The 14161-nt window shown below is 45.0% G+C and carries 9 protein-coding genes; 2 read left to right on the top strand and 7 right to left on the bottom strand.

Features of this window, described 5'->3' with window-relative positions; genetic code table 11:
• Positions 1 to 215 precede the first annotated feature (215 nt).
• Positions 216 to 2810, top strand: a complete 2595-nt coding sequence (locus tag ACHUFQ_RS00915; protein WP_394172093.1) for a penicillin-binding protein 1A — start codon at positions 216 to 218, stop codon at positions 2808 to 2810.
• Between the two features lie 224 nt (positions 2811 to 3034).
• Here the strand turns inward: ACHUFQ_RS00915 and argH are convergent, their stop codons facing one another.
• The 5 genes from argH to argC are packed head-to-tail and all read right to left on the bottom strand — an operon-like array spanning position 3035 to position 8908.
• Entirely contained in the window at positions 3035 to 4924 is a 1890-nt protein-coding gene (gene argH, locus ACHUFQ_RS00910) for an argininosuccinate lyase (protein WP_394172091.1), read from the bottom strand.
• 1 nt (position 4925) lies between these two features.
• Positions 4926 to 6140, bottom strand: coding sequence for an argininosuccinate synthase (locus ACHUFQ_RS00905; protein WP_394172089.1), 1215 nt, complete (start codon positions 6138 to 6140; stop codon positions 4926 to 4928).
• A 14-nt stretch (positions 6141 to 6154) separates the two neighbouring features.
• Positions 6155 to 7063 carry an ornithine carbamoyltransferase gene (locus ACHUFQ_RS00900; RefSeq protein WP_394172087.1) on the bottom strand — a complete coding sequence of 303 codons (909 nt, stop codon included), beginning with the start codon at positions 7061 to 7063 and terminating at the stop codon, positions 6155 to 6157.
• 31 nt (positions 7064 to 7094) lie between these two features.
• Positions 7095 to 7868: an acetylglutamate kinase gene (argB, locus tag ACHUFQ_RS00895; RefSeq protein WP_394172085.1), complete on the bottom strand. Its 774-nt coding sequence runs from the start codon at positions 7866 to 7868 to the stop codon at positions 7095 to 7097.
• Positions 7865 to 8908, bottom strand: coding sequence for an N-acetyl-gamma-glutamyl-phosphate reductase (gene argC / locus ACHUFQ_RS00890; RefSeq protein ID WP_394172083.1), 1044 nt, complete (start codon positions 8906 to 8908; stop codon positions 7865 to 7867). The genes argB and argC overlap by 4 nt, the downstream gene beginning before the upstream one ends.
• Before the next feature lie 371 nt (positions 8909 to 9279).
• Here argC and argE point away from each other — a divergent pair, with 371 nt between their 5' ends.
• Positions 9280 to 10428 (top strand): acetylornithine deacetylase, encoded by a 1149-nt coding sequence (argE, locus tag ACHUFQ_RS00885; RefSeq protein WP_394172081.1) that lies wholly within the window; start codon positions 9280 to 9282, stop codon positions 10426 to 10428.
• 360 nt (positions 10429 to 10788) lie between these two features.
• On the opposite strand, the gene metF is transcribed toward argE, so the two are convergent.
• Both metF and metL read right to left on the bottom strand, forming a co-directional pair.
• On the bottom strand, positions 10789 to 11673 hold the full coding sequence (gene metF / locus ACHUFQ_RS00880) for a methylenetetrahydrofolate reductase (protein ID WP_394172079.1): 885 nt from the start codon (positions 11671 to 11673) through the stop codon (positions 10789 to 10791).
• On the bottom strand, positions 11670 to 14156 hold the full coding sequence (gene metL / locus ACHUFQ_RS00875) for a bifunctional aspartate kinase/homoserine dehydrogenase II (protein WP_394172077.1): 2487 nt from the start codon (positions 14154 to 14156) through the stop codon (positions 11670 to 11672). Before metL ends, metF begins: the two co-directional genes overlap by 4 nt.
• Between the last annotated feature and the right edge of the window lie 5 nt (positions 14157 to 14161).

Here is a 14161-nt window from a genome sequence, read left to right as displayed (position 1 = left end):
TCCCTTACGCCTTCCCGTGTTGCATGTTTTCACAAATCCCATTGAGAGTCGTAAAAAATCAGACACTTGCAAGACATCTTACAGGTAGATGTCATAACGGTTAACGCCATTTAACCATAAGTTACAATAAAAATACATTTATTGACACGAAAATACCGATATACTATGGGTATTAGGGACACATATTTTATAAAAATTCTATTGGAATCAGTTAAGTGGTATTGATTAAACGTCTATTACAATTTTCACTATTTATTGCAATCGTCGGAATAATAACCCTCACAGGGTTTTATTTTCAAATGAAAGATGATTTGCCAAGCGTTGCAGTACTCAAAGATATTGAATTGCAAACCCCGATGAAGATATATTCTGCCGAAGGCGAATTAATCTCACAATTTGGTGAAAAAAGACGTATTCCAGTGAAACTGGAAGACATGCCACAAAATCTGATCAATGCCTTCCTCGCTACGGAAGACAACCGCTTTTATCAACATTTTGGTGTTGACCCTGTCGGAATGGGTCGTGCAATTTGGGGCCAGTTAATCGGCGTGCACCGAGGCGGTGCTTCCACCATTACCATGCAAACTGCACGAAATTTCTTTTTAACCCGAGAACAAACCTACACGCGTAAATTGCGGGAAATATTCATATCCTTGCATATGGAAAGCCTGTTAACGAAAGATGAAATTCTTGAGCTTTACCTTAATAAGATTGAATTAAGTCATCGCGCTTTTGGCGTAGGTGCTGCGGCTCAGGTTTATTATGGTAAGCAATTAAATGAACTTACTCTGGGTGAGATGGCTGTTATCGCGGGTTTGCCTAAGGCACCGTCAACTTACAACCCGATCAGCTCACCAGAACGAGCGAAATTTCGCCGCACCACGGTTTTACAGCGCATGCTGGCAAGCGGTTATATCACCGAAGCCGAGTTCCATCAGGCCAACGAAGAAGAAATCCGCACCAAACGCCATGGCGCGCAAATTGAATTGAGCGCCCCTTACGTGGCGGAAATGGCGCACAAGAAAGTGCTGGAAATGTACCCCCGCGATATCGCCTATAACGAAGGATTTAAAGTCTACACCACGGTATCGACGCCACTGCAGCGTGCAGCCCAGGCCTCGGTGCGAAACAACATCTATGCCTACGACGAACGCCATGGTTATCGAGGCCCGGTAAAGCGTTTATGGATTAGCAAAGAAAATCGCGATCTTCTGTTGGCTCGGTTGAGTCAGTCACTCACCGACCAGGAGTTAGCGGAGTTGATTGCCGAGCTCGATCTACTGCCTGAATCCATGCCGGATCAAGAGATCGTTATTGAGCAACTTCAAGACGTTGAAACCTATCAGAATCTATTTGCTGGCACGGTTTTAGAGGTTAATGAACAACAGGCGACATTGTTGTTAAAAAATGAGTCACAAGTAACCCTTGAATGGCAAGGCATGTCCTGGGCACGGCCGTTTCTTGGCGATAAGCGTCAGGGAAGAGCTCCGAAAACAGCCGCCGACATACTTACGCCAGGAGAAGTGGTCTATCTCAGAAACAATGAAGCAGGTTTGCAATTAAGTCAGTTACCCGATGTTTCCGGTGCTGTCGTTGCCATTTCACCGGATTCCGGGGCCATCATTTCCAGTGTCGGTGGATACAGCTTCAAACAAAGTCAGTTTAACCGGGTAACCCAGGCAAATCGACAGGTCGGTTCGAACATTAAACCATTTGTGTATTCTGCTGCATTAGAAAATGGTTATACCCTGGCAAGCGTTATTAACGACGCCCCAATCAATCAATGGGATCGCCGTTCCGGCTTCACCTGGCGTCCAAAAAATTCCCCGGCAGTATATGAAGGTCCGTTGCGAGTTCGTACCGGCCTGGCAAAATCCAAAAACGTTATTTCTGTACGTTTGCTGCGCGGCATTGGTCTGGAAACCTTAATCAATCACTTATCCAAATTTGGGTTTGATCGCGACGAACTGCCGCGCAATGAATCCATAGCCCTGGGCTCAGCCTCGTTAACACCGCTACAAATTGTCACTGGATTCGCTGCATTTGCCAACGGCGGCTACCTTGTCGAACCCTATATTATTGATCGCATTGAGAACCGTGACGGCGAAGTGATATATCAGGCAAATCCTAAAATGGCCTGTTATTCCTGCGAACTTGCGCAACTTGAGTACGCCAATAATCTCGACACTTTAGATACCATCGACCTTGAATTGCTTACACAACCACTGGCAAAACGCATTATCAGCCGTCAAAACGCGTTTTTGATTGCCGATGCGATGAACTCGGTTATTTGGGGCGGCGGCGGTGACTGGTCGGAAGGCACAGGCTGGTCTGGCACTGGCTGGCGCGCCAAGCAATTGCAACGCCGCGATATCGCCGGTAAAACAGGTACCACAAACGAATCAAAAGATGCGTGGTTTACTGGCTTTAGCCGCCGTATTGCTGCAAGTTCCTGGATTGGTTTTGATGATCCAAAACGTAATCTCGGACGCACAAGCTCAAACAGAAACCTTGGCGCTGGGCAAACAGTAGGGGCTGAAGCGGGTGCAAATGCTGCGCAACCGTTCTGGATTGATTTTATGGCGACGGCGCTTGAAAACTATCAGGTAGAGCCATTTGAGCAACCAGAAGAAGTGGTTTCTATTCGCATCGATAGATTGACTGGCAAACGCAGTGATCGCACCGATCGAAGCTCGATTTTTGAATACTTTATTAAAGGCACGGAACCAACGGGCTGGGCCACTCAGGAAGTACTGGCAACCGCTATTGAAGGGGAAAGTGAAGAGGCGCCTGAAGACGAGCTGTTTTAAACCTGATGTGAAATTGCAGAAAAAGAAAAAGCCCCGATTTGGGGCTTTTTTTATAGCGCGAGCATTTATGACTAATTACTTGTCGTTAATCATTGCGAAACTAACGCTCTGAAAAACTTAGAAGGTTATACCATTAATATAGATTGACTATATCAATGAAATCTATGTTGTAGCTGAATCTCTGCCCTAACTCTGAGTTGTGCACAAACTTAATGGGATTGGTCCTAAACGACTTCATTAATTTCAATCGCATTGAGCATTTGCGGCATCGAATGATGATCACTTAAATGATACAGCAATGCTTCTTCATCGCAGTTATTCTGCTTCGGACAAAGATCGCAGTCTTTCATTACTTTTTCCGGCAACGCGTCTTTATCACCAGGATTAAAGCCAAGATTTTCAAAGAATTTTGGCTTACGAGTCAATACAAAGACTTTCAACAGCGACATTTCTTTGGCACGATCCAATAAATAACGACAAAGCTTTTGACCATACCCTTTACCCTGATGATTCACTGATACACCAAGAGAGCGAATTTCTGCAAGGCCTGTCGAGTAAACATACAGAGCCGCACAGGCACATACTTGTCCGTTCACTTCAACAACCGCAAAATCGCGAATACTGCGTATTAAGTCCTCTTCGCCACGGGGTAAATTTTCTTCCCGTGAAGACCAGTAATTCACCAATTTAACAATGGCTCGAATGTCGGTAAGTTTGGCATCCCGGACCACAAATTTAGCACTGCCAAACTGGTGGCGATTTTGTTCAATCACTTTTTCAACCGGTTCGATCCCGGTACCACCAAGGATACTGCGTTTATCCACCAGATATTCCAGTTCAAGAATCGGATACACATCATCTTCAATCAAATTTGAAAACTGTTGAAATTCATCCAGTCGTAAATTTTCCAGCGGCAGACGCTGATTGATGGCATAAAGCACGACAGCGCCTGTGATTTCATGGGCAGTTCTAAATGGTACGCCTTTAGAAACCAGGTAATCTGCTAGTTCAGTGGCATTGGCATAACCTTCGCGTGCAGCTTTTTGACACGCCGCAGAATTCAGTTCAATGGAATTCACCACTTCTTTCATCATGAACAAACAGTTTGACCATTGCTCAAGGGCATCAAATAGGCCCTGTTTGTCTTCCTGCATATCCTTGTTGTAAGCCAAAGGCAGGCCTTTTAGCGTAACTAACAAAGCTTGCAAAGAGCCAAACACCCGGCCGGTTTTACCACGCATCAATTCGAGCGCATCCGGGTTTTTCTTCTGTGGCATTAACGAGCTGCCTGAAGTGACCTGATCCCCTAATGAGATAAAGTTTGCTTCACCAGAATTGAAAAAGATTAAATCTTCAGCAAACCGTGACAAATGCATCATCCCTGTACTTGCAGCAAACAACAAATCGAGGACATAGTCACGATCTGAAACGGCATCCAGGGAATTCATGCAAGGACCATCAAAGCCTAAAGATTCCGCCAGTTCGTAGCGGTCAATATCGTACGTAGTCCCGGCAAGTGCGGCGCATCCTAGTGGCGACTGATTCAAACGAACACGGGCATCTTCAAGGCGGGAAATGTCACGCTTCAGCATTTCAACATAAGCCATACACCAATGCGCAAATCGTACAGGTTGTGCCCGTTGTAAATGGGTATAACCCGGGAGGATGTGGTGCTTGTTGTTGTCGGCAAGGTTAAGCAACTCTTGTACACACATGGTCAAGGTTTTCAGAAGTACATCGACCGTTTCCCGTGACCATAAACGTAGATCTGTTGAAACCTGATCGTTACGGCTTCTGCCCGTATGTAACTTGCGGGCAATATCTCCGAGCATCAGGGTAAGTTCAGACTCTACCCAAGAATGAATATCTTCGGCACTGGACTCGCTAAAATCGACTTCACCGGCGTCAACTCGGGCAGCAAGGTCTAATAAACCCTGCTCCATTTGTTGTTGCTCTTCTACCGTTAACACGCCGGCTTTTTGAATCGCTTTCGACCAACCGATTGAACCTTGAATATCCTGTTTTACCAGAACGTGATCAAACGGCAGGCTATCATTAAACGCTTTAAAAATATCACTACTACCGGATTGAAACCGGCCACCCCATAATGCCATGTTATTTCTCCTGAGCCTTTAAGGCAGCAATGCGGCTAGACAGGCTGAATAAACGAATAAAGCCTTCCGCATGCTTTTGATCATAGACGTCATCTTCACCAAAGGTGGCGAACTCTTCTGAGTACAGGCTATTTTCAGAGCGACGCTGGGTAACAATTGCCTGACCTTTATACAGTTTTACGACGACATCACCACTGATTTGCGCAGCGAAAGATTCACACGCCGCAAGCTGTGCGCTTGCCAATGGCGTAAACCAACGCCCGTCATAGATGACATGGGAAAATTCCAGACCTACCGACTCGCGAAATTTCAAAGACTCTTTATCAAGAATCAAAGATTCCAACCCTTTGTATGCGGCCATTAATACCGTGCCACCCGGGGTTTCATAACAGCCTCGGGATTTCATCCCAACCAAACGGTTTTCGACGATATCAATGCGTCCAACACCATGGGCAGCGGCTTTATCGTTTAAGTACACTAATGCTTCATACGGAGACAGAGCCTGGCCATCAACGCTTACCAGCTCACCTTTATCAAAGCTCAGAGTGACAGATCCTGGCTCATTCGGCGCATCCATAGGATCAACCGTCATGGTCCAAACTTCTTTCGAAGGTTCGCACCAGGGATCTTCTAGCTCACCACCTTCGTGAGAAATATGCCATGCATTTGCATCACGTGAATAAATTTTTGTCAGCGATGCTGCGCATGGGATATTGCGCTCATCCAGATAGGCCAATAGATCTTCACGCGAAACCATGTCCCACTCACGCCATGGAGCAATCACTTTTAGTTGCGGTGCAAGGGCTGCAAAACAGGATTCGAACCGAACCTGATCATTGCCTTTACCGGTACAACCATGACATACCGCATCCGCGCCGACTTTCAGTGCCACTTCAACATGAGCTTTGGCGATGACCGGGCGGGCCATCGAGGTACCTAGCAGGTACTGACCTTCGTAGACGGCGCCGGTTTTTAAAATCGGGAAAATATAGTCTTTAACAAATTCTTCTTTAAGGTCAACAACGTGACATTCACTGGCACCTGACGCAATGGCCTTTTCCTGAATACCAATAAGTTCTTCGTCACCCTGACCTACATCGGCACAAAACGCGACGACTTCACAACCGTCATAATTTTCCTTTAACCAAGGAATAATCGCTGATGTATCCAAACCACCGGAATACGCTAAAACAACTTTTTTAATATTTTGACTCATAATCTTACTTCTCATTAATCTTGTAATAGGGTGACCAGCACGGCGTTTTGCGCCCACATGCGGTTTTCTGCCTGAACGAATGCCAAAGATTTCTCGGAATCGAACAATGCGGTTGTGATTTCCTGCTCCAGATGTGCCGGCTGACAATGCATTACAGCGCTGGCGCCAGTTTTTGTCATTAAAGCGTCATTTACCTGAAACGGCATAAATTTATTTAAAATGTCTTCGACCTTAGTGTTATCTCCCATTGAGATCCACGTATCGGTATATATCGCTTGTTGCTCACCAATATCATCGATATTATCACTGACCTTAAATTTGGCGCCACTGGCGGTGGCAAGTTTATCTGCTTGCTCTATAAACTCAGAACCAGGTCCATGGCCTTGAGGGGTAATCACGGTGACATTTGCCCCTAAAATACTCCCCATCAGCATCAGCGAGTTAGACACATTATTTCCATCACCAACATAAGCAAGGTTAAGATTTTCCACCGTGCCAAAGGTTTCGGTCAAGCTTTGAAAATCTGCTAACGCCTGGCAAGGATGGTATTTATCACACAATGCATTGACCACGGGTATTGACGCATGTTGCGCCATTTCCTGCAAAACCTGGTGATCAAAAACCCGCGCAACGATGGCATCAGCCCAGCACGCCAGATTTTTGGCGACATCTTTAACTCGTTCACGTTTTCCCAACTGACCATTTTGCTGACCAATATACAGACTGTGGCCACCAAGCTTCGCAATACCGATGTCAAAGCTGACATGAGTACGTAACGACGGTTTTTCAAATAACGTTACCACCGATTTACCTTTTAAGGCCTGGCTATATTTAGGGGTATTTTGTTTAATATCGATGGCAAGTTTAATCAGCTGTTCCAGCTCGGTTTTGCTCGCCTGAGTATCTTTGATAAAGTATTTCATTGACAAAGTATCCTGTAAATTTAAAAAGTTATTATTCGTTGGGATAAATGCGGGTACCGAGTAATTCTCCTTGGTGAAGCGTTAATAATTGCTCCGGAGCTTTCCAACTGGTAACCGCGATACTTCGTCGTAAACGGGTCGCTGCGTCAAACGCCGCATTCACTTTAGCGATCATGCCTCCTGCTATGACCCCATCTTTTATTAATTGACTGGCCTGTTGCTGATTTAGTGAAGGCAGGTAATCACCATCCGCGCCTTTGACACCGGCAACGTCGGTCAATAAGAGCAGTTCACCATTGACCAGTTCACTAATCGCAACGGCAGCATCATCAGCGTTAACATTGACCAGTTCGCCATTTGCCAACTGACCGATAGAGCAGATAATTGGCAACATCTTAGCCGTTAATAATGCCTGCGCCAGCTCTGGATTTGCCGCCTCTGGAACACCCACCTGGCCCAATTCTTGGGCTGCGGGTTTGCAATTCACCATAGCACCATCGTGCAATGCCAAACCAACCGAATGAATTTGTTTGCTATTGGCCTGCGCTACGAGCTGCTTATTCACGGTACCAGCCAATGCACCAGTGATGATTGGCATGTGTCGTTTATCACTCACCCGTAAGCCATTTATCTTTTCGCTACGAAATCCAGCCTTTAACAGATGCTCATCCACAACACAGCCACCACCATGGACAATGATCACACCCCGCGTTTGCTGAAGCTTTACCAATACCGAAAATAGTTTATCCAGCGCCTGGAGATTTTCCATGATCGCGCCGCCAATTTTTATCACTAACGGGTTCACGAATGGTCTCCGTTGGCAGTCAAGGCACAACCAATGGGTTGTTGCATCACCAGATTAAAGCATTGTACCGCCTGAGACGCGGCACCTTTCAATAGGTTATCAATAACACAGCTAACCACTAAAATATGTTTGCTTTCGTCATATTGCCAATGCAGGTTTGCAAATGGGGTATGGCTGACATCATCAATTTTTGGCCAGCCATGAGTGACGCGAACCATGGCATTTTGCGGAGTTTGATAGGCTTCGTTAAATGCCTTTTCTACATCGGCACTGGTTACCTGAGATCGACAATGAATAGTCACTGTCGCCATCAGACCACGCTTAAATGGCGCCAAATGAGGATTAAAAATCACCGAATGGCCGCATTCTTGAGAGATTTCAGGTTGATGTCGGTGTTGCAAGATATTATAGGCTGTCAGGCTTACTTCATTAAATGAAGATGCCATTGACGCTTTACGCCCAGCACCACTAACACCACTAACCCCATTGACAATGATATGGCTATCGGGGTGTTGCAGGTTAGCATTGGTGACAGGCTTTGTTGCCAGCAAGCTTGCTGTTGGGTAGCAACCAGGAACGGCAACCAGATCCGCTTTGGCAATTTGATCAAAATTAAATTCAGCCAGACCATAAACCGCACTTTTCAGGAGATCCGGATAATGATGTTCAAAGCCGTAATATGCGGGATAATCTGCTGGCTGGTTTAAACGAAAGGCACCGGATAAATCAAATACTTTTATATTTTGTTCTAAAAAGGCACTAGCCCATTGCTGTGAATACTCATGGGGAGTTGCCATAAATACGGCGTCTAACTGCCCGCCATATTGAGCGAGCCAATCACTATTAAATGCCTGCAGTGCCTGCTCTGAAAACGTTGAGGTTGATTGTAAGCGCGGATACAGTTGAGAGAACGCAACATTCTTTGCTTCGCTATTTTCCGATACCAACAAATGCATCTCTTCTATCAAAGGATGCTTTGCTAATATTGCGACCAATTCTGCGCCAACGTATCCACTGGCCCCAACCACTGCTATTTTCACTTAAACCTCTATTTCGACTAAACTTTATTTGTTAAATGATTCTTAGTGCCGTTTTCAACCCAAAATCTCAATATTATGTTGTTATTAAACAACGAGTTGAGTAATTGATTTTATTGACACATATTTATTTAATGAACAGGTTCGTGAATAACTAGTCATTTATTGAATATTTATTCACTTCAGGTTCGCCTGGCGCGCCGTCCTGTTCATTATTTAGACAAACCTTTACAACCTACCGCAATAGTTAACAATAATTTTGAATATAGACGAATCAAATAATGCTGGCCAGCGCTTTTCCGGTTGTTTACACTGAAAGGCGAAAGATAACAATAAATGGGAATTTATGCAATAAAAGAGCATAAATAGTTTAAATGACGAATTTACCAGATTTTACTCGGGCATTAACTGACTTAATCGGTGTGCCTTCTATCAGTTCCTGCGATTCTGAATGGGACCAATCCAATCGTCCGGTTATTGATTTACTTGCTTCCTGGTTTGCCGATTTGGGTTTTAAGATTTCCATTCATGAAGTCCCCGGTAGCCCAGGTAAATATAACTTGCTGGCACAATTAGGCGAAGGTGAAGGCGGGTTGTTACTGAGTGGTCATAGTGACACCGTGCCATTTGATGAAGCACGCTGGGGTAGCGATCCCTTTAAACTTATTGATAAAGACAATAAATTTTATGGTCTGGGCACTTGCGATATGAAAGGCTTTTTTGCCTTTATTCTGCAGGTATGTAAAACCTTAAGCGCCAAATCCTTAAAAAAACCCGTTTATATCCTTGCCACCGCCGATGAAGAAACCACCATGGCGGGTGCGAGATTTTTTATCGATCAGCAACTCATACGACCGGATGTTGCCATTATTGGAGAACCGACAAGCCTTGAACCGGTAGTTATGCATAAAGGTCATATGTCGCATCGTATTAGCGTGCAGGGAAAGTCCGGGCATTCCAGTCAGCCTGACAAGGGTGTCAATGCGATCGAAATCATCTACCACGTCATAGAAGTGTTGATGTTACTTAAACAGAACCTACAACAAAATTATCGCAATGAAGCATTTAGCGTTCCCCAACCCACGTTAAATTTCGGAGCCATACGTGGTGGTGACAATGCCAACCGCATTTGTGGTGACTGTTACCTGGATATCGATATCCGCTCGCTACCGGGTATTAAAGACGAAGAATTACTAAGCTGGTTAGCTGATGCGTTAAAACCGGTTGCCCATCTGTACCCCGGGCGAGTACATCTAAAAGAATTACATCCAAGTTCACCAGCATTTGCCGAAGACAATACCAGCGAATTGGTAACTAAAGTTGAATCCCTTACCGGGCATTGTTGTCGGGCGGTGAACTATGCCACAGAGGCACCTTTTATTCAGCAATTAGGATGTCAGACCATTGTTCTTGGACCTGGCTCAATTGATCAGGCGCATCAACCGGATGAATTTCTTGCGTTCGATCAAATTCCACCAACGCTAAATTTGCTTACCCGATTAATTAAAGATTATTGTATGTAAAAAATGGCCTCGGCATATCGGTCACTATGCGGTAGGGTTCAAAGTCTGTCGGTTCGACGTTTAACCCTACCCAGTAATTATACCAATCACATTAAGTTTGTGCACAACTCAGAGTTAGGGCAGAGGTTCAGTTACAACATAGATTTTATTGATATAGTCATTCTATATATATGAAATATAGGGCTGTAAATGGACCTCTGATAAACGCCCTACGGGTGAGTTTTAAAGGCATTTATCCTGCGTTACTGATTTTGACAATGGAGCGACCATTCTCTGCAATCAATGCCTTGCCTAAAAGCCTTTAAATTCTCACTGAGTGAGCAATAATTTAATGTGATTGGTATTACCGTAACACCATACTTAAGGGCGAATACCTAAGGTATGGCATATAGCATAAGTTAGTTCGGAGCGATTTAACGTGTAGAAATGAAAGTGGTTTACGCCTTCGCTTCTCAGAATTTTTACCATATCCATGGCAATACTGGCACCTACCAGATTGCGGGTGGCTGGATCGTCTTCCAGACCATCATACATAGAGTACATCCAGTTAGGCACATTCACATTGGTCAATCCGGCGAACCGCTTTAAGGTGTTAAAATTAGAAACCGGTAAAATACCCGGGACTATCTCCACATCGATACCAACCGATACACAGCGGTCACGGTAACGCAGATACGAATCGATATCGAAAAAGAACTGAGTAATAGCCCGGTTTGCGCCAGCTTCAACTTTACGTTTTAAATTTAGCAAATCAAACTGTGCGTTGGGCGCTTCAGGATGGGTCTCAGGATAGGCCGCAACCGAAATATCGAAATCTTCAACCTCTCGCAGCAGCGACACCAAGTCAGATGCATACATACCTGGCTTTTTGTCGGAATCAGGCAGATCGCCTCGTAACGCGACAATATGACGAACACCGGATTGCCAGTAATCTTTGGCTATCTGGATTAATTCGTCGCGACCAGCATCAATACAGGTAAGGTGAGGAGCAGCAATTAACCCAGTATCTTTTTGAATACGCTTAATTACTCCATGGGTGCGATCGCGAGTTCCGCTTCCGGCACCATAAGTTACTGATACAAAATTTGGTTTTAATGGTGCAAGTCGCTCGATAGAATTCCACAGCGTTGTTTCCATTTCCGGAGAATTTGGCGGAAAGAATTCAAAAGAAACCTGCAGGTCAGCAGTCAGTTCACTGACCGTACGATTTAGTGAGTCCAGTTGTCTGGCGGAACGATAATTCATGAGTTAATCCCCTTAATGTCGACGTCCTGATGTTTGCTGTTAAGTTGTCTGCACAGGTGAACGAGGTCCGAATGCAAACCGGCAGCAGTAACTTCTCGTCCTGCGCCCGGCCCCTGGATAATCAAAGGGTTGTCCTGGTACCAATTGGTTTTGACTAAAAAGATATTATCGCACGGATTTAAATTGGCAAACGCATGTTTATTATCAAGCACGTCAATGCTCACCCGAGCGGTTAATTTACCTTCAATAAATGAAAGTTTTGCAATGTATCTCAAACAAGCCCCCGATCCCTGAGCTGCGGCCAGTTGTCTGTTAAAATCGTGATCGAGGAGGTGACTTTGTTGAAGAAACTCTTCCTTAGTTAGCGATTTAAGTGATTCAGGTACTAGAGAGTGGCAATCGATATCTTCAAGATCTAACGCAAATCCCGCTAGTCTGGCAAGGATCAATAATTTACGCTGTACATCCAACCCCGACAAATCATCTCTTGGATCCGGTTCCGTTAAGCCAAGTTCCAGAGCGTCTTGCACCAACTGCGAGAAAGGCTTACTGCCATCAAAATTACTGAATAGCCACGACAAAGTACCGGAGAAAATACCGCTGATTTCTTCAACTTGATGCCCACTTTCGATCAAGTCCCGAAGTGCATAGTTTATCGGTAACGCCGCCCCTACGGTAGTGTTGCTCAACCATTGGCAATCTTGTTTTTTGGCTGTACGTTGCAAGTCTTTTAACACATTACCAGCGAAGGTGTTTGCACATTTATTGGCGGCGATAATATGCACGCCGGCCTCAAAGAATTGCTGATAGCTATTGGCAAAAACGTGACTTGGGGTAATATCGACAACAATCACTTCATCAAATGGATGGCGCTGCAACCAAGCCACTAAACCATTAATATCGCAGGACTTAGCGTGATCATTAAATTGAGAGATCACCTTGTCGGCGGGCAGACCTTCGACATCGAACCAGGCTTTTGTGGAGTTAAGCACACCAATCAAGTGAACCTGATTCAGCGCTTCCTGGGATCGCTGCTGAGCGACAAAATTACTTAGGAAGGTTTCCCCGATATTACCAGTACCGGCAACAATCACACCGATATTGCGATGTTGGCGCGTTAACCGGCTATGCAGCTTGTTTACCCATTCAATCTGACATTCCGATTTAGAAAATGCCACTAAAGAGTGCGAATTAACACGGATTTTTTGTATCGGATACGGCGAGTTTCCCATGGTTTTATCAAACTCGCGATGCCAATGGCTATCGCGAATTGAAAACCCGACGGCGGCCAACAAAGACATGGAGTGGGTTTGAAAGTCCACACATAAATTTTGCAGATATTGACGCAATCCATAGGCTTGTTCTGCCGAGACAATCACTTGCTGAAGCGTTTCATCGACATCAATTAACACATACCTGAGCTGAAGTTGAGTTAACAACTTGTCATCAAAATGCTTGGATTGAAAACCAATTAATTGATTGCAGTGAGTGATGGAAACCTCCTGCCGGGCAATATCTCCAAACAGTCCGACTTCCGAGCCCAACTGCTGTGGATAAAAGGTATTGTTGATATGCAGATGAATATTCTTATCTTTTAACGGCGACAATGTTTTGCTGTGCAGAACCGGATTACCTAACCGGCCCAACTCTCTGGCGACAGATGTTTCGATACGTTGTAGCTTTTTCGCACTCGGTACAATACGCGGGTCAGCACTGTAGATGCCGTCGACATCTGTCCACAGGCAGACATCACTGGCATCAATTAAACTGGCGGCTAAAGTAGCACTGTAATCACTGCCGTTGCGGCCTAGTGTTTGCGTAATCCCTTTGTCATCGACCGCAATAAAGCCCGTCAGTATATGTAAAGTTTGCGGTTGAATTACCCGGTGTAAGCGTTGTGCAGAGCGCTGATGATCTAAGGTGATTTTTACCGGACACTCCAGCACAAAACATTCTCGGGTATCAACGGCTACCGTTTTCCGACCACGCTGATTTAATACCGCACTCAATAGCCGGCTCGACCAAACTTCTCCGAATGCTAGAACATTATTGCGATTTTCAATTAATGACTGGTTTAGATACCATTGTTGGATTTGTCTGATGTCCGCCTTCAAAGACTGGACTACAGCTTTTTTAAGATCTTTGTCTGTGCCCAGAAGTTGTGCGATAAGCTGTTCATGCTCCGCCTGAATCAGTAACAGCAGATGAGTGAATGCCTCGTCTTCCGTTTCCTGACACAGGCTCACCAATTCGATGATCTCAACCAATTTATCGGTCGTTTTACCATTGGCGGATACGACTACTAAGTCATTGTCATTGACGCGTTGTTCAATAATAGCCAACACGCTCTCAATGGATTGCACGGTGCCGAGGCTTGAGCCACCAAATTTGTGAACCGTTTTGTTGTTGAGGATACGGTTCGACAAAATCCCGGATGTGACGACAGCTTCGGCGCTATCGCCAACGGCAGTTGTATGTGACATGGTAA

The organism is Thalassotalea litorea, assembly GCF_043642205.1.
Taxonomy (GTDB): domain Bacteria; phylum Pseudomonadota; class Gammaproteobacteria; order Enterobacterales; family Alteromonadaceae; genus Thalassotalea_A; species Thalassotalea_A litorea.
This window is presented reverse-complemented; position numbering and strand designations above follow the sequence as displayed.